Below are 24,303 nucleotides of genomic sequence, written 5' to 3'. Positions count from 1 at the left end.
ATGGCCACAGATCCACAATACCTAACACGTGTTAGTTATTTGTGAAATAACCTCCTTTTAGGTAGAGAAGATCCCCGCGGGTGCGAGGGGCACCCGCGGGGATGAGGATCAGAACTTCAGACCGCCATCTTCGATGCCGCGGAAGAAGAACTTCTGGCTGAAGGCGAAGACCAGCACGACGGGGATCATCGCCACGACGGCGCCCGCCAGCACGAGCTGGTAGGTGACACCCTGGGGCGAGTTCTGGATGGCCGTCAGCGTCAACATCAGGGTCTGCTTGTTCGGATCGGGCAGCATGAGCAGCGGGAAGATGAAGTCGGACCACGCGCCGATGAAGGATGTCAGACCAACGACCGTCAGCGTGCCACGCACCTGGGGCAGGAAGATGGACCAGAAGCGACGCAGCTCCCCCGCTCCGTCGATGAGAGCCGCATCCTCGATCTCGTCGGGGATGCCCATAAAGGCGGCGCGCATCATGAGGATCTGGAAGGGGCCGATCATGGCAACCATCCACACGCCGGGAAGCGTGTTGTACAGGTCCAGCTGCACCATCATCTTGAACAGCGACAGCATGATCGACTCGAAGGGGAAGATCATGGCGGACAGGACGACGAAGTACATGACGTTGCGGCCGGTCCACCCGCGCCTCGAGAGCATGTAGCCGCCGATGCACGAGAGGATGACGTTCGAGGAGACCGTCAGGGTCGCCAGGATCGCGGAGTTCTTGATGGACAGCAGGATGTTGGTACGCTCGAAGAGGACGTAGAAGGAGTCCAGCGACCACTGCTGTGGCAGCATGGTCGCGCCCTGACCGAAGACGGATTCGCCGGGGGCCTTGAAGGCGGCCATGAGGGGTAGGACGAGGGGGCCGACCAGGATGAGGGCGACGACGACGAGGAGGGCGTAGCGGGCGATGAGGGCGCCGCCGCGCATCTGACGCGAGGCAACGTTGCGCCCCTGGCGCTCGAGTCGGCGTTCCTTGCGCCACTGGGCGAAGCGCTCACCGAAGGTCGCGGCGCTCGAAGTTGCGGTACTCATGAGTCTTCAGCCTTCCTCTGCAGGCTCTGCGAAGCAATGATGAAGCCGAAGGTGATGAGGAACAGGCACACCGAGGCGGCGTCGCCCTGTCCCAGAGATCCGAAGGTCGGGTCGACGATTCGGTCTCGGATGTACATCGTGAGGGTCTTCGTGGGCGAGGCGGAGCCACCCAGCAGGTAGACCTCGGTGAAGATCTTCAGGCAGCCGATCGTCGTCAGGGTGGCGACGAGGAACATCATGACCTTGACACCCGGAACAGTGACCGTCAGGAAGCGTCGGATCGGTCCGGCGCCGTCGAGTTCGGCGGCTTCGTACAGCGACTTGTCGACGTTCGCGAGGGCCGACAAGTAGAGGATCATGTAGTAGGGCAGGCCCTGCCACAGGGTGATGATCATGGCGCAGAAGAGAATCATCCACTGATTCGACAGGAATGGCACGGGGTCCAGGCCCCAGGAGGCCAACATGTTGTTGATGGGTCCGCGCTGGTCCAGGAGGTAGCGCCACGCGAGCGAAATGACGACCAACGAGGAGATGGCCGGCAGGTAGTAGAGGGCGCGGAAGAAGCCGATGCCGGGCACGTGCGACTTGACGAGGAGGGCCAGCAGCAGGGGCAGGAGCACCATCAGCGGGACGACGCAGACCGCGTAGATGAGGGAGTTTGTCAGCGACTGCCAGAACTCGGGATCTGACAGTACCGCGGTGAAGTTGTCAATACCAACGAAGCGACCGATGCGTCCCATCGGCTTCGTCTTCGTGAACGACACGTAGACGGTCGTGATGAAGGGGTAGATGTAGAAGGAGATGACCGCGAGGACCGGGAGGGTCACCCACAGCCAGGGAACCCAGCCCGGGCGGAATCGGGCGGCGCCATTGAGGGAGCGCGTCTGCGCACTCTTACGTATCGGCATACCAAAGTCCTTTTTCAGGGATGCGCGGGGTCGTGAGCCGGCGGCCCGACGCTGGGCGAGGAATGCATCGGGGGCCGAGGCCATGCCTCGGCCCCCGAGCGATCAATCAGTCTCCGAGAGCCTTGAGCTTCTCGTTCATCTGATCCTGAGCGGTCTTGAGGGCGGTCTTGGGATCGACCTCGCCGCGGATGGCCTTGTTGACGTTCTCGATGAGGGCGTCCTTCACGGCGCCGGTCGCGTAGAAGACGTCGGTGTAGGCCTCGGCGTCCTTGGCGGCCTTAGCGGCTTCCTCGTAGGCGGCCTTGAAGACCGGGTCGTCGGCGATCTCCGGCGGGTTGGCAACGAGCTTGTCGAGGGCGTCGGTGGCAGCCGGGAAGATGATGGCGCCGCCGTCGTGCGTCCAGGCGTACTCGTTCTCAGCGTTGGTGATCCACTCGGCGAACTTCATCGCCAGCGGGGCGTTCTGCGTGGTGACGGAGACACCGATGTACTGACCCTCGAAGACGGGCTTGATGCCGGGGTTGGTCGGGAACGGGCCGACGCCGGTGTTCTGGTAGACCGTCTCATTGTTCTTCTTGACGGACTTGAGGAACGAGGCGTTGGGCGTACCGAAGGCGAGGTTGCCGTCGGTGTAGGCCTTGCCCGGGTCGGGCTCGCCGGTCAGGGAGTCCTTCGGGATGGCGCCGGAGGCGTAGAGCTCGGAGAGCTTGGTGACGTAGTTGATCGCGGCCTCGTTGTCGGCGAAGTTGAAGGCGGTCTTGTCGGCGTTGAGCAGGTTGACGCCCATGCCGTGCAGCTGAGCGATCATGTACCACTCGGGCGAGCCATAGATGCCGTAGTCACCCTGCCCGTCGGCACCGACCTTGGCGGCATCCTCGAACAGCTCATCCATGGTCTTGGGCGGCATGTTCTCATCGAGACCAGCGCGCTTGAAGACCTCCTTGTTGTAGGTGGTGATGTAGGGGCCGAAGTACCAGGGCAGAGCCGTGTGGTGGTCGTTGGCGCCCAGGGCGGTGGAGTCCCAAATGGACTTCACGAACTTGTCGCCGATGCCGGGAGCCTTGACGTCGTAGTCCATGAGGAGGTTGGACTTGGACAGGGCGAGGATGGTGGAGGAGGGAACGTTGATGACGTCCGCCATCTTGCAGTTCGAGGCCTGAGCGGTCACGGTCTGGTCGAACTCGGCGCCGCCGCCCTGGTCGGTCCAGTTGATCTTCACGCCGGGGTTGGCGTCCTCGAATTCCTTGATCTTGGCCTTGAAGAAGTCGCCGAAGTCGTTCTGCAGACCCTGGGTCTGGAACGTGATCTCGCCTTCGACCTTCGAGGTGTCGATCTTCGAGTCGTCAAGGTTGCCCTCGGGGATGTCGCAGGCGACGTCGGGCTGAGGGATGGAACCGGCGGCGGCCGAACCGCCGCTCGAGCTGTCGGAGCTGGAGCCACCAGGGTTACAGGCGGCCAGGCCGAGGGTGCTGAACATGGCGAGGGCGACAACGCCTGCGGCCATCTTCTTCTTCAACATGCGAAACCTCCATTGGTCCGTTTTTGCTGGTCGATCGATGGGATCGAGTCACTAACTATCTCGTGTTAGTTGATACATGAATCATAGCGACCTGTTGCGAAGCTCGCATCATTTGCCAACAACTTTGCGCATCGTTATCAAGCCGCAACATAACAGGTTGGGGCTTAATCACCCCCAACCTGGGCAATTACGAATGTCAGGTCAGCATCGCGCATACAACCGGCGAACTCGGGCCGAGAGTCAGGCCCGCACGAACGTGTGCCAATCCCATCCTGGAAGGCGTCCAGCCACAGGAACGTCCGCTCACTGTCCGGCAGGTCCTCCCAGTGCGAGGCCTCGGCCAATTCACGCTCGCTCCACGGCGAGGCACTCCAGCCCAGGGACGATGTCGGCACGACGAGGACGTCGCCCGCCTCACCGTGCAGACGGAGGGCTTCGAGGTCGAGGCGCTGCCCGCCTTCCTGAGGGCACACGCTCACGTCCCAGAGCTCGCGCACGGGAGCGTGCCCATATCCGCGAGCGCCACTCACCCGCATGTCGGAGTATCCGATGAGAGTATCGCCGAGCCACGAGGCTTCCCACTGAGATCCGGGCATTTCGATGCGCACGCCGAGGCGCGGGACGCGCTCGGGCCAGGCCCCGTAGGGCGCGACGCGGACAGACACCGACAGGGCCGGGGTCTCCCCCAGCAGCACAGGACGATATTCCCAGGTGAGGGTGACGCCAAACTGCGCGACAGGCGGGGCCCAGCGTTCAGTGACGCGCTGGCAGGTGCCTTCCTCCTCGATGGAGACGAGACGTCGGCGCAGCAGGTGCAGGCGAGCCTGCTCCCAGCGGGCTGCGTGCGAGGTTCCATGCTCGCCGCGCCCGACCCCGAGGGGGCCGAGGTCGTCCTCGTCAATCCCCCAGTAGTCGACCGGGCCGCGCCCGCGGTCGTTGTCGGTGGGGGCCCTAAAGACGCTGAGGTCGACGCTCACGGGCATGGTGCCGATCCGCGCGAGGCGCCCACGCGCATCGAGCGCGTAGGGGGCTGCCACGTCATCGTCCGTGCGGACGACCGCGACGGGGGCGCCGAGGAGCGCGCGCAGTCGGGCCTCATCCGGGCCGTGTCCGCGCGAGGACTCAATAGCCTTCGCGAGTGCCGGAGCATCCGGAGCCATCGCCTGAACCCACGACCAGGTGCCGGCGTAGGGGCGCGAGAGGGCATCGATCAGGCCGTCGCACACGAAGCTGCCGTCGTGGACCTCTTCACCGAAGTCGCCGCCGTAGGACAGGGCTCGTCGCCCGTCGGGCAGGGTGCGCCAGAGCGCGTGATCGCGCCATTCCCACACGAAGCCGCCGGCATGGCGGCGGTGGCCCATCTGCGCGGCGTAGGCGGCGGCGTTTCCGGGGCCTGTCCCCATCGCGTGCAGGTATTCGCACATGATGTAGGGAGCGCGGCGGATGCGCTCGCGCGCCGCATCGTCAACCCGCGCAGCGACGTGCGTGGGCACGGCAACCTCGGCGTGGGGATCGCTCTCGTCGAGGACGGCGGCAACCTCCTCCAGGGTCGGGTACATGCGCGAGTAGATGTCCGTGTATTCGAGGGCATGGTCGCCCTCGTAGTGAACGATCGCCCGGGAACCCGTGCGCTCATGGACCCAGCGCGCGCAGGCGACCAGGTTCGCGCCGGTGCCAGACTCGTTGCCGAGGCTCCAGCTCATGATCGAGGGATGGTTCTTGTCGCGCTCGAACGCGCGGACCGTGCGATCCATGTAGGCATCGGCCCAGCACGGGTCGTCGGAGGGATTATCGATCCACTCCCCCACGCCCTCGAAACCATGCGTTTCAATGTCGCCTTCGAGCATCACCCACAGGCCGATCTCATCCGCCAGGTCGAGCACGCGGGGGTGGGGCGGGTAGTGGGAGGTACGGATCGCGTTGATTCCCATGGACTTCATGAGGGCGAGATCCTCGCGCGCCCAGGCCTCGTCAAACACGCGCCCCTCGGCGGCGCGCACCTCGTGGCGGTTGACGCCGTTGAGGGTCAGGGGCTCACCGTTGGCCTTGAGCACGCCGCCCTCGATGTACACGCGACGGAAGCCGATGCGCAGGCACCGCTCACCCGCGTCGAGGCGTTCCGAGCCCTGGACGCTGACGCGCGCCTCGTAGAGGGCAGGGTCCTGCGCGCTCCACGGGCGCACGCTGCCCACTTCGATGCGTCCGCTGCGGTAGCGGCCATCCTCGCCGCGTTCGAGCGAGCAGGCGAACGACCAGAGGCCATCGATGCTGAGATGCCCGGACAGATGTGCCTCCTGGGCACCGAGCACCCGGGCTTCGATGGTCACATAACCCACCCCGGCCTCGTAGTCAGTGTCGACCCACAGGTCTTCGATCGCTCCGGGAGCGAGGCGACGCAGACTCACCGAGCGGAAGATACCGGGCAGCCACCACTGATCCTGATCCTCGAGGTAGGAACCGGGGCTGAACTGGTGCACGCGCACGGTGATCGTATTGACGCCGGAGTGCACGGCCTCGGTCACGTCGAACTCGTGGGCGAGGCGCGAACCGCGAGCCATGCCGATCCACGTGCCGTTCACCCACACGGTGGCCTGACTTTCAACGCCGTCAAAACGCAGGCGAATGTGGCCGCCCTGCCAGTCGGCGGGGAGTTCGAAGGTGCGGCGGTAGTCGCCGACGGGGTTGTCGTCGGGCGGGAACGGAGGGTCGACCGGGAAGGGGAAGTCGACGTTGGTATAGGCGGGGTGGCCCCAGGCACCCTCACCGCGCAGGACCCAGTGGCTGGGCACGTCAATCTCGGACGCGTCGCCGACGGGAGCGGGCTCGTCCCAGGGCTGCTCGACGTTGACGAAGGGCGCGGGGTCGGTGCTGTGATAGGCGAAGCTCCACATGCCATCGAGGGTGAGAACCCCGCAGTCGTCAGCGAGGTGCGCACGCGGAGGCACAAGCGTGCCCGCGCCGGGAGCATAGGAAGGTAGTATCGATATCACGTCTGTGTGCCTTTCGGATGTCGTCGTCGAAACTCCGATCGTCAGAGATAAGACTAACACGTTATAGTTCTTGTGTTTTAACGAAACGCAACCGAGGATTGGGAGCCTAGCATGGAGCGCGCAACCCGGGCCGACGTCGCCCGCGCGGCAGGCGTCGCACCGTCGACCGTCTCGCTCGTCCTCAACGGACGAGGCCGAGACGTCAAGATCGCGCCCGCCACCATCGATCGCGTCAAGCAGGCCGCACGCGAACTCAACTACATCCCCAACGCGGCCGCCCGCTCACTGCGACGCGGCAAGTCCCACCTCATCGCCCTTCTGATGGCCGAGCTTCCGGACGACCCCTTCGTGCCCGTCGTCCACACGGTCCTCACGACCGCGATGATCGATATCCAGCGACGAGGCTACCTCCTCCTCCCCCTCTTCCAGTCCGGCGACGGCGCCTCCGACGCGGAGGTGATCCGCGGGGTCCTGGGCGACACCCAGCTGGCCGGCATCATCCGCGAGACCACGTCGGCTGAGGCCTTCACCTCGCGCCTGCTCGCCAACCTCGGCATCCCCGTCGTCGCCATGTCGATGATCGAGGCCAACCCGACCGGATCGGAATCCTCCCTCATTCGCATCGACGAGGGTGCCGGCGTGCGCGACGTTCTCTCTGACTGCGCACTCGTGGATCCGTCGACCGGTACGGGCAGCGGGCGGGCGGTGTTCTTGGCTGGCCCGAACACGAATCACGCGCGCCAGAACCCGATCGCGCGGATGTTTGGCACGAGGTTCACGATGTACTCGCTGCCCGACTGGGAACCCACCACGGCCTACCAGGCCGCGCTGCGCCTCCTCGACGAAGACCCGTCAATCTCGCTCATCGCCCTGGCCGACGACTCGCAGGCCCCCGGCGTCTTCCAGGCCACCGCAGACCTGGATCTGTCCGTGCCCGGCGACCTGTCGATCCTCGGCTTCGGCAACCAGGACCACCGCAGCGCCTCCGCTCTCGGCCTCACGACGGTCGAGTGGCCCCTCAAGGACATGACCGAGGCCGCCGTCTCCTCGATCATCAACGTGATCGAGGGGCGCTCCCCCATGACCGACATTCACCCGCAGGCCTCCATCGACGAGGAGGCCCCGGACGGCACCCCGATCGCGACGATCCCGACGCGCCCGGTGTGGCGTTCATCGGTCGCCAGGCGCACACCGTGACAGCGCAGCGGGAGGGGCGGATGCCCCATGGCATCCGCCCCTCCCGTCTATTGTTGCTTCGCGCCGAGCGCCTCCCGCACGATGCGGATGCCGCGCCTGGCGACGATGCCGTTACTCGCCGATGCCGCAGGCCCGGTAGATGTTGGTCAGCATGGCCAGGCGCTGCTCGAGGGACGCATCCTTGGGGACGCAGACCTTCGCGCCGAGGTAGTTGGCTCCGCCCTCGACGGCGGCCCGTGCACAGCGAGCGATCTCGGCCTCGTCCATGAGCGAGGTCGGCTCGTCGGCCTGCGCGGGCAGGTGGCCGTCGATCCAGGAGTAGCCGTACTGGGTTTCCTCCGGGCCTGCGCCCGAGAAGATGATGCCGTCCAGGACGCCGCGCTTGCCAGCCTCGAGCACGTGCTCGTAGGCGGTGTCCGCACTGCGGCCCTCCACGGCGGAGCGGCCCCAGTTGAGGTGGATGCCGATGCCCGCCTCGGAGACGATGTCGATCTCGGATTCGAGGGAGAGGAAGCCCTTTTCGGGGTTCTGCTCGGGGATGTACTTGTCGCAGTGCTCAATGACGAGCGTGGCCCCGCACCAGTCCCAGGTGGCCACCTCGGCGAGCGAACGCTTGAAGGCGTCCACCTGCGCCAGGCGCGTGGGCGCCGAGTGCAGCTGCACGCGGGCAACCAGCTGGCGACCTGCCCGCTCGCACAGGGCGGCGAGGTCATCGCGCAGCGCGCGGGTGAAGTCAAGAGCGGCGGCGCGTCCGGCCTCGTCGGGCGAGGCCAGGCCGAAGTTCTCGTTCTTCCACACGTTCTGCATGGTGCCGGGAATCGCGGTGATCGTGTTGAAGTCCCAGTGGGCGGCCAGGTGGCCAGCCAGCACGTCGCCCTGGGTGGCGAGCTGCCCCGGGTAGGGGATCTCGACGCCACTCACCCACGGCTGATCCGCGAGGAGTCGGTAGTAGTCTGCCTCCAGCTCCGGTGCCGGATGCGACGCGTACGCGCCGATAACGAAAGGAAGTGTCATGGTGGTCATCCTTCTGCGATGATTTCGTCGTTTCCATCTTCAGGACGAACATACTCCGGTCCCACCATCCTCTGCAGCAGACGCGGAATGTTCGCGCCGATGGAGACCATAACGACCGCAGCGAATCCGAAGGACAGAATCGCGAGGGCCATACCGAGGCCGAGCTGATCGGCGATCGCAGCCCCCAGGACGGGGCCGACCGCGCCGCCGAGGGCACCGACGTTGTAGCAGAAGCCGAGGCCGGCAGCGCGCTTGTCGACCGGGAAGTAGGAGGACACCCACTTGGGCAGCAGGCCCGAAACACCCTGGCCGAACATCTGCTGGAAGAAGAGCAGACCGGCAACGAGAGCAACGTACTTCCCATCCTGCGTGAACAGCGGGAAGACGATGATCTGCGACAGCAGCAGGGAAATGGCGTACCAGCGACGCATGCCGAACTTGTCGCCCGCGAATCCGGCGATGATGTAGCCCACAGCGTTGCCGAGGCCGGCGAAGGACACGACGTTCGCGACGACCTTCTGGTCCATACCAACACCGTGCAGGTAGGTCGGCAGAAGGCCCTGGATCGGCCAGGTGTACATGAAGGAAGCGAAGATCGTCAGCATGATCGCGATGCCGATGATCCAGCGATTCGAGTCGAACTGGATGATCAGGTAGATGAAGACGATCGCGCACACGACACCGATCAGGCTGACCGCAACAATGCCACCCACCTGCTGAGTGAAGATCACCATTAGACCGACGAAGGCAATCACAACGACGGCATAGTTGAGGATCTTGCGCTGCCCACCGAAGAGCACGGCGAGCATATCGTTCTTCTCACCATCACCCTTCTCTTTGGCCTCACTCCAGTCCGCAGCCTCGGGCAGGGTGCGCCGCATGTAGATGGCGACGACGATCGGGACGATGCCCGTGAGGAAGAGGGCTCGCCAGCCCCAACCGGGGTGAACCGAATCGACCCAGGTCACGAAGTACTTGTCGACCTGAGCAGCGGCGATAACACCAAAGGCGTAGCCGGAGAGCAGGAAACCCGACGCCTTGTTGCGCATGTGCTTGGGCCACGACTCGATGACATAGGCAGCAGATGCCGAGTATTCGCCGGCCATTGCAAAGCCGATGACGAGGCGCAGGATGAAGAGAATCCAGAAGTTAGGAGCGAGAGCGCAGGCGATAGAGCCGAAGGCGAACATGAAGATCGACAGGACCATCGCAGGCTTACGTCCGTAGCGATCGCCAATAGCTCCGAGCACGAGGCCACCGATCCAGCGGCTGATGAAGGCGGCCGAAATCAGGGATGCGCTCTGGACCAGCGTCAGACTGAACGCTTCCTTGATCGCGGGGAGCGCAAAGGAGATCAGAACGAAGTCGTAGCCGTCCAGCAGCACGCCGATCCATGCGGCGAAGAAGGCCTTGCGATCTTCTTTGGTCAGGTATTGATACCAGGGCTTTTTCGTAAGCGCCTGTGCGGGGGACGTACTCATGATGAGTGCCTTCCTGAAATTTCATCGTCGAATAACGAGGGGCTGTGAGTCCAGATGTCTAACTAGCAAGTTGTCAGACAACTTGCAGCAATGTTAGCTCTCTCTCATTCTGGAGTCAATACGAAATATTGGCAAAATCTCTATATTGCCAACGAAACACCACAGTGCTAATCTGTCTGACAACTTCCGCATTGTGACTGATCGCACGCTCAGCTTCGCAATGATGCGAGGCGAAATCAGCAACTAACAGAAAGGTGTCAAGCATGAGCATCGACGCGGGTCACCCGGGAATCTCCTGGACTTTACAGTTCCGAGCACGCATCGATGGAGCATTGATCGAGCTCCACAGCACGGCCGACACAGGGTGGCACCTGTTCATCCGCTCCAGCGCCCTCTTCCTGGAGGGATCAACAAACGCGATGTCCTTCGCCCTGGACATGGAAGACACCGCTTCCGTCACGGATGGAACCTGGCATTCTCTCGCGATCACGGCCACCAGCGCGGGCTCCAAGATCTTCCTCGACGGCTACCAGTGCTTCTCTACGACCGCAGACCTATCCCCCGCTGCAAGCGGCCCCGAGGCTACTCTGGAACTCACGCCGGGAGCCGGCATCGACATTCGATCCTTCACAGAGCATGACGGCGTTCTCTCCCCCGCAGAGATCCTCGCACTCTCGCCCGCCCCCACTCCGCTCATCGAGTTTGCCGCCGCTCGCCTGTCGGATTACGACGTCGCCGAACTCTCTGAGCTCACTGCGGGCACGATCTTCGCCCGCTACCGCGTGCGCGGACCGGGCCAGCACGGCACGATCCTCGCGGCGGGTGGTGGCGGCACCGAGCAGCTCAACCTGTCCGTGACGGAAGAAGGCATCGAGTACAAGGTCCTCGGGCGACGGGGCGAGTGGCGTACATTTACGGCCCACGGACACTGGGACCAGGGACACTGGCACGACGTCGTCGTTCGCGTTGGACACGGCGCAGTACAGATCTACGTGGACGGCTATCTCGAGGCTCACCTGCCCGGACAGGCATTCTTCGCAGCCGTCGATTCCCTCGACGAGGTCGTCATCGGTCAGGACACCTCCGGGTCTCGCCTCTTCGGCGAGGTCCGTAACGCGGCGCTCTACTCGTCGGTCCTCAACGATTCGCAGATCAAGAAGCTCTCCTCGATCGCTCCGGTCGACACGCAATGCCTGTTCGATGCCGGGTTTCACGACTCGATCAGCTACCGCATCCCCTCACTGATCACCCTGGAATCCGGAGTCGTTGTCGCAGGCGCCGACCAGCGTGAGACCATCGCGAACGACTCACCCAACTCGATCAACTTCACGGTTCGCCGCTCGTTCGACGGAGGACACACGTGGGGCGACCTCCAGACAGTCCTCACCTACCCCGGTCACGGCGCCAAGGGTGCATCCGTCATCGACTCATGCGTCGTGCAGGACCGCCGCAACGGACGCCTCGTTATCCTCATCGACCACTTCCCAGGCGGCATCGGCCAGCCAAACGCCGAGGCCGGCCTCGGCGTCGACGAACGGGGCCGGTACATCCTGCACGACGCCAACGGTGCCACCTACACGTGGAACCAGGATGGAAGCGTCACGGACGCCGACGGCAACACCACTGCATTCACGGTCTCCGAGCGCGGCGACGTCACCGTCACGGAAGGCGGACAGGAATCCTCCGGTGGCAACGTATTCCTCGCCGATGGCGTCGATCCCCACCAGACACTGTTGACGGCCCGGACCTGCTTCCTTCAAATGATCTACTCCGACGACGACGGCGAGACTTGGTCCGGCCCCTTCAACCTCAACCAAGACGTGAAGGAAGAATGGATGTCCTTCTGCGGGACCTCCCCGGGCACGGGCGTGCAGCTGCGCAGCGGGCGCCTCGTCATCCCGATCTACTACAACGGGGACCACAAGCGTCACTTCTCCGCATCCGTCGTTTACTCCGATGACGGCGGTACGACATGGAAGCGCGGCAAGTCTCCCAACGACGGGCGCATCTTCGAGGGCCGCGAGATCGACTCACGCACGCTCGACACCGAAGCGGCCGCGACGCACGAGGCCACGCTCATCGAGCGCGCCGACGGTTCGCTCCTGATGCTCATGCGCAACCAGCACCCCAGCGGAAAGGTCGCGGCGACCGTCAGCACCGACGGAGGCGAAACCTGGAGCGACGTGTTCTTCGCCGAGGAGATCACCGAAATCTTCTGCCAGCCGAACGCGGTTCCCTGGCCGACGGAGGACTGCCCCGAGCGCGTGGTGTTCGCGAATGCCTCGCAGATGCGTCCCTACCGCGGCCGCGGCGTTCTGCGCCTGTCCGAAGACGGCGGGCGGACGTGGATCGCATCTCGCACATTCAACCCGGCCCACTACGTCTACCAGTGCATGACGATCCTCCCCGACGGGGCTCTGGGCTTGCTGTGGGAGCGTGAGATGCAGGGCCTGTACTTCAGCCGCATCCCGCTGGAGTGGATCGAGGCCGCCAAGATCTGACGACTCGTCGTACACCAGCACGAGGCCGCCTGCTGCACACTCCACACAGGAGGGCGACAGGCGGCCTCGTACGCCAACAACACATACACAGAGGGCGGGCACCGGCTGGTGCCCGCCCTCACGCGTACATCTCTCAGACGCTCACAGCGCCAGGTTCTCCTTGACGACGTCCGCCAGCGAAGCGGCGACTGAGTCGGCCTCTTCCTGCGTGGCAGCCTCGACCATGACGCGCACGAGCGGCTCCGTGCCCGAGGGACGCAGAAGCACGCGGCCGGTCTCTCCCAGACGGGCCTCTGCGGCCGCCACGGCCTCAGCAACAGCCTCGTTCGTCGAGGCACCAGCGCGATCCACGCCGCCCACGTTAATCAGTGTCTGCGGCAGGCGCTGGATGAAGGAGGTCAGGTCCGCCAGGGAGCGGCCCGACTCCTTCACCATGCGGGAGATGAGCAGCGAGGACAGGATGCCGTCGCCGGTGGTCGCATGGTCGCGGGCGATGATGTGTCCAGACTGCTCGCCACCGAGCGAGTAGCCGGACGCCAGCATCTCCTCAAGCACGTAGCGGTCGCCCACGCCGGTCTGCACGGTCTTGATGCCGGCCTCGCGCATAGCGATGAGCAGGCCCAGGTTGCTCATGACGGTCACGACGAGGGTGTCCTTGGCGAGAGTGCCGCGCTCAAGAGCGTTCACGGCCAGAGAACCCATGATCTTGTCGCCATCGATGAGATTGCCCTCGTGGTCGACAGCCAGGCAGCGATCCGCGTCGCCGTCGTAGGCAACACCGAAGTCGCAGCCGGCCTCGACGACGGCAGCCTGCAGGGACTCGGGGTGCGTGGAACCCGCGTTGAGGTTGATGTTGCGCCCATCGGGGGACGCGTTGATGACGGTGATATCCGCGCCGAGCTCGCGGAACACGGCCGGCCCCAGCTCGGAAGCCGCACCATTCGCGCAATCGATCGCGATCTTCATGCCGCGCAGATCGGTGCCGATCGCCTCGACAAGGTGCGCGATGTAGGAGTCTTTCGCCCACGCGTGATCGGCGTTGATCTCACCGACGGCGTCACCGGTGGGACGATCCCACTCGGTGTTCACGAGCGCCTCGATCTGGTCCTCCACGGAGTCGGCCAGCTTATAGCCTCCGTGGGCAAAGAACTTGATGCCATTGTCGGGCATGGGGTTGTGCGAGGCGGAGATCATGACGCCCAGGTCCACGGTGTCCTCCGTAGCCGTCAGGTGCGCAACCGTCGGCGTGGTGACAACGCCAATCCGGGTGACGTCCATACCGGCGCTCGCCAGGCCCGCCGCAAGGGCGTGGTCGAGGAACTCACCCGAGATACGGGTGTCGCGCCCGATGATCGCGCGGGGCTTGGAGCGGTCCGCACGCAGGGAGCCGCCGAACTGGCGGGCAGCCGCCTCGCCGAGCTGCAGCGCGAGGTCCGCAGTGATGTCAACGTTCGCCAGTCCTCGCACGCCGTCCGTGCCGAACATCCTGGGCATAGTCTCTCCGTTCAGTGGGTCATACGACTGCACTAAGCGTACCGCGCGAACGCCTTGTCCTCGGTACGAGGCCGGGGCACGGACAGCGGAGACGCTCACATCCCGGCACATGCTGATGGGGAAACGAAGGCCGCGCCCCGCAGGAGCGGGGCGCGGCCAACAGAAAAAGTGCTGAGTGAAATCAGCGCTTCGAGAACTGCGAAGCCTTGCGGGCCTTCTTGAGGCCTGCCTTCTTACGCTCGGTGGCGCGGGCATCGCGGGTCAGGAAGCCAGCCTTCTTGAGGGCCGGACGGTTCGCGTCGCGGTCGATCTCGTTGAGGGCGCGCGACACGCCGAGGCGCAGGGCGCCGGCCTGGCCGGAGACGCCGCCGCCGTTGATGCGGGCGATGACGTCGAAGCGGCCGTCAATGTCGAGCAGCACGAAGGGGGACTTCACCAGCTGCTGGTGCAGCTTGTTGGGGAAGTAGTCCTCAAGGGTGCGACCGTTGATGGTCCACTTGCCGGAGCCGGGGACCAGGCGAACGCGGGCGACGGCCTCCTTGCGGCGGCCCAGGCCCGCGCCGGGCGCGGTGATGGACTGACCGGCGCCGGCGGGAGCCGACTCGGTCTCGGACGTGTAGGAGCTGGGGACGACTTCCTCGTCCAGCTCAGCGGAAACGATGGTCTCAGCCACGGTTCTCCTCAGGGTCAAAGGCGTTCAGCGACCAAAGGTCACTGAGCCACCTGGGTCAGTTCGTAGGGAACCGGCGACTGGCCGGCGTGGGGGTGCTCCGGGCCAGCGTAAACGTGCAGCTTCTTGAACTGCGCGCGGCCGAGGGAGTTGTGAGGAAGCATGCCCTTAACGGCCTTCTCGACGGCGCGCTCAGGCGTCGCGGCGAGGAGGTCGCGGTAAGCGGTCGCGGTCAGGCCACCGGGACGACCGGAGTGACGGTAGGCCATCTTCTGGTCGAGCTTCTTGCCGGTCAGAGCGACCTTGTCCGCGTTGATGATGATGACGTAGTCGCCCATGTCCATGTGAGGGGCGAACGTCGGCTTGTGCTTCCCACGGAGGAGGGCAGCGGTCTGGGCTGCCAGGCGACCGAGGACGACGTCGGTGGCGTCAATGACGTACCACTTCTTGTCCGCGTCCCCAGGCTTGGGTGAATAGGTGCGCACGGGCGTAACCTTCAATTCTTGTTGGTCATGGGACGCCGCGCCGGTTTTTCCGGGGGCATCCGCGATGAAACGGTTCGCGCGAGGCGTCGGCGAGCGCTCCTAGCGAGTGGGAGACACTAGGTACTCTGCTGACGCACAGCACTAGCCATAGTATCTGTGCTCAGCCCGGCGGTCAAAGCGCGGCGAATACTGTGTCACATTCCTCAGCCATCGTCGCCGCAGCACGTGTCGCGCCTGGCCCGGGCCTGCTCGGCCCGCGCGCGCCACTGCGAGGGATCGGGATACTCCACGCCCTCAAGGGTGAGCCCGTGTGCGGGGGCGATCGGCGCGGCCTCGGAGCGGGACCGGGCCCGCAGGATCTGCACGGGGTAGGCGACGTCGCGCGCGCCCGAGCCCACCAGCAGCAGCGCCCCCACCAGGGAGCGGACCATCGAGTGGCAGAACGCATCCGCCTCGACTCGGAAGACGAGGGTCCCCTCGGCGTCACGCTCGGCGAGCAGGGTACGCAGGGTTCGGATCGTCGTGGCTCCCTCGCGCGGACGACAGAACCCGAGGAAGTCGTGTTCCCCGAGGAGCGCGGCCCCGGCCTCGTTCATGGCAGCCTCGTCGAGGGGTTCTTCGACCCACAGGCGATCCCAGCGCCCGAGGGGCTCGGGACGGTCGGACACCCGGTAGGCATACGAACGACCGAGAGCGGAGAAGCGCGCGTCGAAACTGGGGTCAACGACGGCGGCCGAGTAGATGCGCACGTCGCAGGTGCCGCGTGCAACAGCCAGGTCACGCCCGCGAGCGCGCTCGCCGTAGCGGCCGGAGAGGATCTTGTTGAGTCGGCGGACAATCGCCGAGGCCACGGCCTGCTCGTCGGACTCCCCTCCCCTGGGCGACAGGCGTGCCCAGGCGGCCTCGGAGATGTCCGCGTGACAGACCTGGTGACGCGCATGAACACCCGCGTCGGTACGACCGGCGACCGTCGTCACGACGTCTTCGCGCGAGGCCATGGCCAGCGCCGCCTCGACCTCACCCTGGACGGTGCGCAGTCCGGGCTGTGCGGCCCAACCCCGAAAGTCGGTGCCGTCGTAGCCCAGGTCGAGGCGCAGGCGCCGCGTGCTCACAGCTCCCACGCCCGAACGCCGCCGATGATGCCCGCGTCGTTGGGCACGACCATCACGTCATCGCCCATGAGGCGCAGGTTCGAGGCCGTGATGCGCTTGGAGTTGCCGCCACCCAAGTAGAGGCGATCCCACATGTACATGGGGCGTAGGCCATCCACGACGCGACGGACCCGGCGCGACCAGTGCACGTCGCCCAAGCGCAGGCGCTCATGCTCGCCGATGTAGTCGTCGTAGGTCAGACCCCAGCGAACGGGTCCCTGAGAGACCTCCACGTGAGGCGCCAGCTGGCCGCCGTCAAACACCGCGTTACCGAGGCCGGTTCCCAGGGTGATGATCATTTCGAGACCGCGGCCCGTGATAGCGCCAGCGCCAGCGACCTCTGCGTCGTTCAAGACCTTGGTGGGCAGTGCGAGGGCCTGCTCAATCGCCCGGCCCATGTCAAAGTGGTCCCACCGCTCGACCAGCTCGGGCAGCACGCGCGAGCGCGGCCCATCGCGGGTGATGTAGTGCGGCGTTGCGATGACGACGCCGTGGCGGATCATTCCCGGCATACCCATCGTCACTCGCGTCGCAGTGGGAAGCTCACGCGCGAGGCCAATAGCGGTTTCCACGAGGAGCTCAGGAGGCAGCGGGTAGGGAGTGGGCACCCTGCGAGGCGGGGCCATCATCGTGCCACGCTCATCCACGACGGAGCCCTTAATACCGCCGCCGCCGCAGTCAATCGCCAACGTCATCTCACGAGTCATGGCTTCAGGCTACCGGATACGGCAAGAGCCGGACACTCCTTGCGGAATGTCCGGCCTAATGCTCGAGTTGATCAGTGACTCACGGTCACTTCTCGTCGGCGACCTGCTCGGCGGCGTCAGCAGCCTTGCCGGCCTCGGCGGCGACTTCCTCGGCCTCGTTGGCCTTGGCGAGATCGCCTTCCTCGCGAGCCTCTTCGGCGCGCTCGGCGGCAGCCTCGGCGGCCTTCTCAGCCTCGTCGGCAACGGCCTTGGCGGCGGTCTTCTCGGCAGCCTTCACGACGGCTTTCTTCTCGACCTTCTCCATGACGAGCTCAATGCGCATCAGGGGAGCGTTGTCGCCCTTGCGGTTGCCGACGCGGATGAGGCGGGTGTAGCCGCCGGCGCGCTCGGAATCCATCGCGGGAACGAGCTCCTCGAAGAGGATCGCGACGATGCCCTTGTTGGGGATCTTCTTCATGACCGTGCGGCGGGCGTGCTGGTCGCCACGCTTGGCCTTGGTGATGAGCTTCTCGACGTAGGGGCGCAGGGCCTTAGCCTTGGCCTCGGTCGTCGTGATCGCACGGTGTTCGATGAGCTGAGCTGCCAGGTTCGACAGGATCAGCTTCTGGTGTGCCGGGCTACCGCCCAGACGAGCACCCTTCTTGGGGGTGGGCATGAGTTTCTCCTACGGATTCAATGCGTCCATCGGACGCACGGGGTCAGATGGACTGGTCGTCCGAAAAGATCGCGGCGGACTCCGAGTCACCGAAGCTCGGCATGACCGAGTCCTTCAGCGTCATACCAAGGGCCGCCAGGGACTCCTTGATCTCTTCGATCGACTTGGTGCCGAAGTTGCGGATGTCGAGCAGGTCGGCCTCCGAGTGAGCAACCAGCTCGCCGACGGTCAGAATGCCGCGGCGACGCAGCGCGTTGTAGGAACGCGACTGCAGGTTCAGGTTCTCGATCGGGAGAGCCAGATCGGCTGCGAGGGTGGCGTCGGTGGTGGACGGACCCACCTCGATGCCTTCCGCTTCCTCGTTCAGTTCACGCATGAGGCCGAACAGCTCCACCAGCGTCTTGCCGGCCGAGGCCAGGGCATCGCGCGGGGTGATCGCCGGCTTGGTCTCCACGTCGATGACGAGGCGATCGAAGTCGGTGCGCTGCTGAACACGCGTCGCCTCGACCTTGTAGGTCACCTTGACGACGGGCGAGTAGATCGAATCAATCGGAATGCGAGAGATCTCGGCCTGCGGATCCTTGTTCTGAGCAGCCGACACGTAGCCGCGGCCACGCTCGACGGTCAGCTCGATCTCCAGCTTGCCCTTCTCATTGAGGGTGGCAAGGTGCAGATCGGGGTTGTGGATCTCCACGCCGGCGGGAGGCGTGATGTCGCCGGCGAGAACCTCGCCGGGGCCAGCCTTCCGCAGGTACATGACGACAGGCTCGTCGTTCTCGCTGGACAGAACGATCTGCTTGATGTTCAGGATGATCTCAGCGACATCTTCCTTCACGCCTTCGATCGTGCGGAACTCGTGGGGGACGCCATCAATACGGATGGACGTCACCGCTGCACCCGGGATCGAGGACAGGAGGGTACGACGCAGGGAGTTACCCAGCGTGTAGCCGAACCCAGGCTCGAGGGGCTCCAGGGTGAAACGGGAGCGCAGGTCGCTGACCTTTTCTTCGGTCAGGATGGGTCGCTCTGCAATGAGCACGTCTATTCCTTTCTGGCCGGTGCCCGCTATATGACACCGGATATGGGAACCTGCTGAAGCAGGCTAAGGGAGTAAGAACCCGAAGGTTCAGACGTGGGGAGGGCAATGCCCTCCCGTCCACAAGTCAGCCGCGGCGGCGCTTCGGCGGGCGGGTGCCGTTGAAGGCCTGAGGCGTGACGTCCTGGATCGAACCGATCTCGAGGCCTGCGGCCTGGAGGGAACGGATCGCGGTCTCACGGCCGGAGCCGGGACCCTTCACGAAAACGTCAACCTTCTTCATGCCGTGCTCCTGGGCGCGACGAGCCGCAGCCTCGGCCGCGAGCTGCGCGGCGAAGGGGGTCGACTTACGCGAACCCTTGAAGCCAACCTGGCCGGAGGACGCCCAGGCGACAACCGCGCCCGTGGGGTCCGTGAGGGAAACGATGGTGTTGTTGAACGTCGACTTGATGTAGGCGTGGCCGTTGGTGACGTTCTTCGAAATCTTGCGACGCGGCTTGCGGGCACCGCCCGAGCGCGAGGTCTTTGCTGCTGCCATTTCTGGTTCAGTTCCTTCTTGTCGCGGAAAGCTATCCCGAGGGGATTCGCTCTCCTAGGCCTTACTTGGCCTTCTTCTTGCCTGCAACGGTGCGCTTGGGGCCCTTGCGGGTACGCGCGTTGGTCTTGGTACGCTGACCGTGGACCGGCAGGCCACGACGGTGGCGAAGGCCCTGGTACGAACCGATTTCGATCTTGCGACGAATGTCGGCCTGAACCTCACGGCGGAGGTCACCCTCAACCTTGAAGTTTGCCTCAATGTAGTCACGAAGCTTGACGAGTTCCTCTTCCGTCGCGTCCTTCACGCGAGTGTCCGGGCTGACGCCGGTGGCGGCGAGGGTCTCTGCCGCGCGGGTGCGGCCGACTCCGTAGATGTATGTGAGCGCGATCTCGAGCCGCTTCTCGCGGGGGAGGTCGACGCCGGCAATACGTGCCATGGTGATGTTGCTCCAGTTGTTCATCGGAGGTCGTCATCGCTCAGTCCGGGCGAGCAGCCCGGCCTCGGCCTCCGAACCGAGGGTCACCCACGAGTGGGCGCTTAGAGTGATGCTGTGGGGCTTTGTGCCCCGCGGGTCGCAGCGGGTCTCAGCCCTGGCGCTGCTTGTGCCTGGGGTTGTCGCAGATGACCATGACGTTGCCGTGGCGACGAATCACCTTGCACTTGTCACAGATCTTCTTGACACTCGGCTTGACCTTCATGGTTGTTACCTCCACTGCCCGTTGGGCAGTTTGTGTCGGGTCACTTGTAGCGGTAGACGATACGGCCTCGGGAGAGGTCGTAGGGGCTCAGCTCGACGACAACTCGATCCTCGGGCAGGATGCGGATGTAGTGCTGACGCATCTTTCCCGCAATGTGGCCGAGAACCACGTGGCCATTCTTCAGTTCCACACGGAACATCGCGTTAGGCAGGGCCTCAACGACCGTGCCTTCCATCTCAATGACGCCGTCTTTCTTCGCCATATCCTCCGTTTATCCTCTACATGTCTCGGATAGGTTGCGGCGGATGCCGCTAGGCATAGTGCACCAACGAATGCCGGATGCAGATACGCCCAAGGAACTACTCTACGGCATTCACGCCCATCGGCGGTAGTCAGGACCCCTGTCGGTTCGCTCACGTTTAATGCGTCACATTTCAGCGAAACGCCGCCACAGTCTGTCTCATATCGACGAGGCCGGGGTTCGCCACGGGCCACCAGTGCGGAGAGCGCCGGTGGGGCCGCAGGGCCTGGCCGGGGTTCGAACCAACGTGCCGAGCGAAGCTCGCGGCGCGGACGGCGAGTGGACGGGCGGGCCGACGGCGCTCGGAACACCGGTGGCGCAGCCAGCAGAAACACCTGGGATCCGGCCGCGACCTCGTCGACGAACGAGTCGGGCCCGGCACCTCCGTGAGGCACCGGGCCCGCAGCCATCCATCGTGTCAGTCAAGCGACACCGGAGTAACACCGTAGGGCGCCAGGCCGGCCACTCCCCCGTCGCGCGCCGTCAGAACGGAGACACCGTCCTCGGTGATCGCGATCGAGTGCTCCCAGTGGGCGGCGTCGCGACCGTCGACCGTGCGCACCGTCCACTCGTCGTCGTCCGTCTGCCAGGCAATGTCACCACGCGTCAGCATCGGCTCGACCGCCAGGACCATGCCCGGCTTGAGGCGAGCCTGAATGCCGCGAACGTTGTAGTTGAGAACATCCGGAGGCATGTGCATCTTCGTACCGATGCCATGGCCAACGAACTCCTCGATAATGCCAGCTTCCCAGCCATTGATCAGAGCGTTCTCTGCAACAACGGTCTCGACCGCATTGCCGACCGCGCTAATACGCTTACCGGTCGCGAGCCCCGCGAGGGCAGCCCACAGGGACTCACGCGTCACGGCATCCAGCTGGCGACGCTCACGAAGCAGGTTCTCGTCCACTCCGGCGATAGCGCCGGTAGCCCGCTCCCCCGCCGCGAAGTCAGCGTCCGACACGAAAGTTTCACCTACGATGACGCTGAAGGCAGCGTCTCCGTGCCACTGACGGCCGCCGCGCTCCACGTACGCACCGCAGTCGAAAGACACGATGTCTCCGGGAGCCAGCTCATAGTCGCCCGGGATGCCGTGAACGATCACATCGTTGACCGAGATACACACCGTCGCCGGATAGCCGTAGTAGCCCTTAAAGTTAGAGGTCGCTCCCTCGTCGGCGATCGCCTGGGCGCTGACCTCGTCCAGCTCACGCGTTGTAATGCCGGGGCGGATAGCGCCGCGCAGGGCCTCGTGGATGGACGCGACGACCAGACCGGCCTCGCGCATCCAACGAAGCTCCTGCGCGGACTTCAGTTCAATGCGAGGCATCGCTCAGTTCTTTGCCACCGAGTCAAGGATCGCGAAGATGCGAGCCGTGACCTCGTCAATCGTGCCACTGCCATCGACAACCTCCAGGAGGTCCTGGTCGACGTAGTAGGTGGCGACGGGCAGCGTCTGCTGGTGGTAGACCTCCAGGCGGTGACGGATGACGGGCTCAGTGTCATCCGTGCGGTGCTGCTCCTGAGCGCGCTTGAGCATGCGCTCCACGACCTCGTCCTCGTCCACCTGGATCTCCAGGACAACGTCAATGGACTTGCCCAGATCGAGGAGCATGTCGCGCAGGACGTGCGCCTGCTCCACGGTACGCGGGTAGCCGTCAAGGAGGAAACCGTCGGCAGCGTCGGGGGCTGCAAGGCGCGCCTTTACCATGGCGTTCGTGACCGAGTCAGGAACGAACTCGCCGCGGTCCATGTAGGCCTGCGCTTGCTTGCCGATCTCCGTACCTTCCGCCATGTTGGCGCGGAAGATGTCGCCCGTCGAAATAGCCGGAATACCGAGGCGCTCAGCGATACGCGAGGCCTGGGTGCCCTTGCCAGCTCCGGGAGGGCCGAGGAGGATGACGACTGTCATTTCAGGAATCCTTCATAGTGATGCTGCTGCAGCTGCGTGTTGATTTCCTTCACCGTCTGCAGACCAACGCCAATGATGATGAGCAGCGTGGTGCCACCGAAGGGCATCTGCGAGCTCGACAGCTGCAGCGGAATGATCGCGAGAGACGGCAGGAGGGCAATGATCACCAGGTAGAGGGCACCAGCAGTGGTGATTCGGTTAATCACGTAGCGCAGGTACTCGGCCGTGGGACGACCCGCACGGTAACCGGGGATAAAGCCTCCATACTTCTTCATGTTGTCCGCAACCTCGTCCGGGTTGAACGTAATAGCGGTGTAGAAGAAGGTGAAGAACAGAGTCATCAGGGCGTAGATCGTCAGGTAGAACGAGCTGCCCTGCGTGAAGTGCGCAGAAATCCACTGAACCCACTTGTCGTCCGGGCTGCCGAACTGCGCCGCCATCGGAGGCAGGGCGAGGATCGAGGAGGCGAAGATGACGGGAATAACGCCCGACATGTTGATCTTCAGCGGAATGTAGGTGGTGGTGCCGCCGTACTGGCGACGCCCAATCATGCGCTTGGCGTACTGGACCGGGATGCGGCGCTGGGCCTGCTCAACGTAGACGACGGCAATCGCGACGAGGAGAAGCAGAGCGACGATAGCGGCGACCGAACCCCACTTGCCGGCCTGGCCGATAGATAGGAGCTGCTCGGGCAGACGGGCCGCGATAGACGTGAAGATCAGCAGCGACATGCCGTTACCGATGCCGCGCTCCGTGATGAGCTCGCCCAGCCACATGATCACGCCGGTACCGGCCATCATGACGATGATCATCATGATGAAGGTCATGACCGAACGGTCCTTGATGATGTCGTGGTTGCACGACTGGAAGAGCTGACCGCTGCGGGCCAGCGAGATCGTCGTGGTCGCCTGCAGGATGCCCAGGAAGATCGTGAGGTAACGCGTGTACTGCGTCAGCTTCGCCTGGCCCGTCTGACCTTCCTTATGGAGGTCATCGAAGCGAGGAATAACTACCCTCAGCAGCTGAATGATGATCGACGCGGTGATGTAGGGCATGATGCCCAGGGCGAAGATCGACAGCTGCAGAAGCGCTCCACCCGAGAACAGGTTGACGAGGTCGAGCAGCGACGCCTCCGACTCCTGCGCCATACAGCGCTGCACGGCCTGCGAGTCGACACCGGGCGTCGGAATGAACGAACCCAGCCGGAACGCGGCCATGATGAAAAGGGTAAAGAGCAGCTTCCGACGCAGGTCGGGGGTACGGAACGCCTGGGCGAATGCACCGAGCAAGGCTTCCTCCTACGGGTGATGGGCATGCGGGGCAAAGCCCCTAGACTGATCCAGCTTACCCGACACGGGTAGTGGTTGGCGATATCCAATCATTAAAAAAGCGCATTGCCGCGTAATTAACGAGACGCGACGCGCGAAATCCCCATCTCATGGGGTGAGTTGCTTTCGCGGTTGAGGCGCCGCTTGACAGCTCCTCACCCGCGACAAGACAGACACGTAACGGGGGTGGCCCCTCGCGGGACCACCCCCGTTCAGCGTCAGCGGGCCGAGATGGACCCGCCAGCAGCCGTGATCTTCGCCTCGGCGGAGGACGACCAGGAGTCGACCTCAACCTCGAGCTTGACACTCAGTTCGCCGGTACCGAGCACCTTGACGGGCGCGGAGTCGCGAACGGCGTGCTTGGCGATGAGATCCTCAACCGTGACCTTGCCACCCTCGGGGAAGAGCTCCCCGAGCTTGCCTACGTTCACGACCTGGTACTCAACGCGGAAGGGGTTCTTGAAGCCGCGAAGCTTCGGCAGACGCATGTGAATCGGCATCTGACCACCCTCGAAGCCGGCAGCAACCTGGTAACGAGCCTTGGTGCCCTTGGTACCACGGCCAGCGGTCTTACCCTTCGAACCTTCACCGCGACCCACGCGGGTCTTCGCGGTCTTGGCTCCCGGGGCAGGACGCAGGTGGTGCAGCTTAACGATCTGCGTCTTGTTCGTGGAGTCAGCCAT

The 24,303-nt window shown here is 64.5% G+C and carries 23 protein-coding genes; 2 read left to right on the top strand and 21 right to left on the bottom strand.

The window, feature by feature from the left end:
• Positions 1 to 108 precede the first annotated feature (108 nt).
• The 4 genes from FOC40_RS03215 to FOC40_RS03200 all read right to left on the bottom strand — a co-directional run bounded on the left by FOC40_RS03215 (position 109) and on the right by FOC40_RS03200 (position 6,455).
• Positions 109 to 1,038 carry a carbohydrate ABC transporter permease gene (locus FOC40_RS03215; protein WP_003795616.1) on the bottom strand — a complete coding sequence of 310 codons (930 nt, stop codon included), beginning with the start codon at positions 1,036 to 1,038 and terminating at the stop codon, positions 109 to 111.
• Entirely contained in the window at positions 1,035 to 1,946 is a 912-nt protein-coding gene (locus FOC40_RS03210) for a carbohydrate ABC transporter permease (protein WP_039929430.1), read from the bottom strand. The genes FOC40_RS03215 and FOC40_RS03210 overlap by 4 nt, the downstream gene beginning before the upstream one ends.
• A 106-nt stretch (positions 1,947 to 2,052) precedes the next feature.
• A complete protein-coding gene (locus FOC40_RS03205) occupies positions 2,053 to 3,465 on the bottom strand; it encodes an extracellular solute-binding protein (RefSeq protein WP_003795619.1) in 1,413 nt (470 codons plus the stop codon).
• 164 nt (positions 3,466 to 3,629) lie between these two features.
• Complete coding sequence (locus FOC40_RS03200) at positions 3,630 to 6,455, bottom strand: glycoside hydrolase family 2 TIM barrel-domain containing protein (protein WP_039929432.1); 2,826 nt, start codon at positions 6,453 to 6,455, stop codon at positions 3,630 to 3,632.
• Between the two features lie 111 nt (positions 6,456 to 6,566).
• Between FOC40_RS03200 and FOC40_RS03195 the strand changes: the two genes are divergently transcribed.
• Positions 6,567 to 7,652, top strand: coding sequence for a LacI family DNA-binding transcriptional regulator (locus FOC40_RS03195; RefSeq protein ID WP_003795623.1), 1,086 nt, complete (start codon positions 6,567 to 6,569; stop codon positions 7,650 to 7,652).
• Positions 7,653 to 7,763: 111 nt separating this feature from the next.
• Here FOC40_RS03195 and FOC40_RS03190 read toward each other — a convergent pair whose 3' ends face one another.
• Together FOC40_RS03190 and FOC40_RS03185 are read right to left on the bottom strand one after the other, a co-directional pair.
• Positions 7,764 to 8,666, bottom strand: coding sequence for a DUF4862 family protein (locus FOC40_RS03190; RefSeq protein ID WP_039929584.1), 903 nt, complete (start codon positions 8,664 to 8,666; stop codon positions 7,764 to 7,766).
• Positions 8,667 to 8,671: 5 nt separating this feature from the next.
• Complete coding sequence (locus FOC40_RS03185) at positions 8,672 to 10,147, bottom strand: MFS transporter (protein ID WP_003795627.1); 1,476 nt, start codon at positions 10,145 to 10,147, stop codon at positions 8,672 to 8,674.
• 263 nt (positions 10,148 to 10,410) lie between these two features.
• Between FOC40_RS03185 and FOC40_RS03180 the strand changes: the two genes are divergently transcribed.
• Positions 10,411 to 12,648: a sialidase family protein gene (locus FOC40_RS03180; protein ID WP_003795630.1), complete on the top strand. Its 2,238-nt coding sequence runs from the start codon at positions 10,411 to 10,413 to the stop codon at positions 12,646 to 12,648.
• A 141-nt stretch (positions 12,649 to 12,789) separates the two neighbouring features.
• On the opposite strand, the gene glmM is transcribed toward FOC40_RS03180, so the two are convergent.
• From glmM to rplO, 15 genes are all read right to left on the bottom strand, one after another.
• Entirely contained in the window at positions 12,790 to 14,142 is a 1,353-nt protein-coding gene (glmM, locus tag FOC40_RS03175) for a phosphoglucosamine mutase (protein WP_003795632.1), read from the bottom strand.
• Between the two features lie 181 nt (positions 14,143 to 14,323).
• Positions 14,324 to 14,815, bottom strand: coding sequence for a 30S ribosomal protein S9 (gene rpsI / locus FOC40_RS03170; RefSeq protein WP_009054763.1), 492 nt, complete (start codon positions 14,813 to 14,815; stop codon positions 14,324 to 14,326).
• Between the two features lie 38 nt (positions 14,816 to 14,853).
• The gene (gene rplM / locus FOC40_RS03165; protein WP_009054754.1) at positions 14,854 to 15,297 is read right to left on the bottom strand and encodes a 50S ribosomal protein L13; all 444 of its coding nucleotides are present in this window, start codon (positions 15,295 to 15,297) and stop codon (positions 14,854 to 14,856) included.
• A gap of 203 nt (positions 15,298 to 15,500) precedes the next feature.
• Entirely contained in the window at positions 15,501 to 16,409 is a 909-nt protein-coding gene (locus FOC40_RS03160) for a tRNA pseudouridine synthase A (protein WP_003795635.1), read from the bottom strand.
• Complete coding sequence (locus tag FOC40_RS03155) at positions 16,406 to 17,155, bottom strand: ROK family protein (RefSeq protein WP_003795637.1); 750 nt, start codon at positions 17,153 to 17,155, stop codon at positions 16,406 to 16,408. Before FOC40_RS03155 ends, FOC40_RS03160 begins: the two co-directional genes overlap by 4 nt.
• Before the next feature lie 85 nt (positions 17,156 to 17,240).
• Positions 17,241 to 17,810 (bottom strand): 50S ribosomal protein L17, encoded by a 570-nt coding sequence (rplQ, locus tag FOC40_RS03150; RefSeq protein WP_003795639.1) that lies wholly within the window; start codon positions 17,808 to 17,810, stop codon positions 17,241 to 17,243.
• A gap of 43 nt (positions 17,811 to 17,853) precedes the next feature.
• Complete coding sequence (locus tag FOC40_RS03145) at positions 17,854 to 18,849, bottom strand: DNA-directed RNA polymerase subunit alpha (protein WP_003790553.1); 996 nt, start codon at positions 18,847 to 18,849, stop codon at positions 17,854 to 17,856.
• 124 nt (positions 18,850 to 18,973) lie between these two features.
• The gene (gene rpsK / locus FOC40_RS03140; RefSeq protein WP_003790556.1) at positions 18,974 to 19,384 is read right to left on the bottom strand and encodes a 30S ribosomal protein S11; all 411 of its coding nucleotides are present in this window, start codon (positions 19,382 to 19,384) and stop codon (positions 18,974 to 18,976) included.
• Positions 19,385 to 19,445: 61 nt separating this feature from the next.
• Complete coding sequence (gene rpsM / locus FOC40_RS03135; RefSeq protein WP_005872704.1) at positions 19,446 to 19,820, bottom strand: 30S ribosomal protein S13; 375 nt, start codon at positions 19,818 to 19,820, stop codon at positions 19,446 to 19,448.
• 148 nt (positions 19,821 to 19,968) lie between these two features.
• Positions 19,969 to 20,082, bottom strand: coding sequence for a 50S ribosomal protein L36 (gene rpmJ, locus FOC40_RS03130; RefSeq protein ID WP_003790577.1), 114 nt, complete (start codon positions 20,080 to 20,082; stop codon positions 19,969 to 19,971).
• A gap of 40 nt (positions 20,083 to 20,122) precedes the next feature.
• On the bottom strand, positions 20,123 to 20,344 hold the full coding sequence (infA, locus tag FOC40_RS03125) for a translation initiation factor IF-1 (protein WP_003790580.1): 222 nt from the start codon (positions 20,342 to 20,344) through the stop codon (positions 20,123 to 20,125).
• 457 nt (positions 20,345 to 20,801) lie between these two features.
• The gene (locus FOC40_RS03120; RefSeq protein WP_003795642.1) at positions 20,802 to 21,710 is read right to left on the bottom strand and encodes a type I methionyl aminopeptidase; all 909 of its coding nucleotides are present in this window, start codon (positions 21,708 to 21,710) and stop codon (positions 20,802 to 20,804) included.
• A 3-nt stretch (positions 21,711 to 21,713) separates the two neighbouring features.
• Positions 21,714 to 22,292, bottom strand: a complete 579-nt coding sequence (locus FOC40_RS03115; protein ID WP_003795644.1) for an adenylate kinase — start codon at positions 22,290 to 22,292, stop codon at positions 21,714 to 21,716.
• Entirely contained in the window at positions 22,289 to 23,581 is a 1,293-nt protein-coding gene (secY, locus tag FOC40_RS03110) for a preprotein translocase subunit SecY (RefSeq protein WP_003795645.1), read from the bottom strand. The genes FOC40_RS03115 and secY overlap by 4 nt, the downstream gene beginning before the upstream one ends.
• 257 nt (positions 23,582 to 23,838) lie before the next feature.
• Complete coding sequence (rplO, locus tag FOC40_RS03105) at positions 23,839 to 24,303, bottom strand: 50S ribosomal protein L15 (protein WP_003790587.1); 465 nt, start codon at positions 24,301 to 24,303, stop codon at positions 23,839 to 23,841.

Source organism: Schaalia odontolytica (assembly GCF_009730335.1).
GTDB classification, from domain to species: Bacteria; Actinomycetota; Actinomycetes; order Actinomycetales; family Actinomycetaceae; genus Pauljensenia; species Pauljensenia dentiphila.
This window is presented reverse-complemented; position numbering and strand designations above follow the sequence as displayed.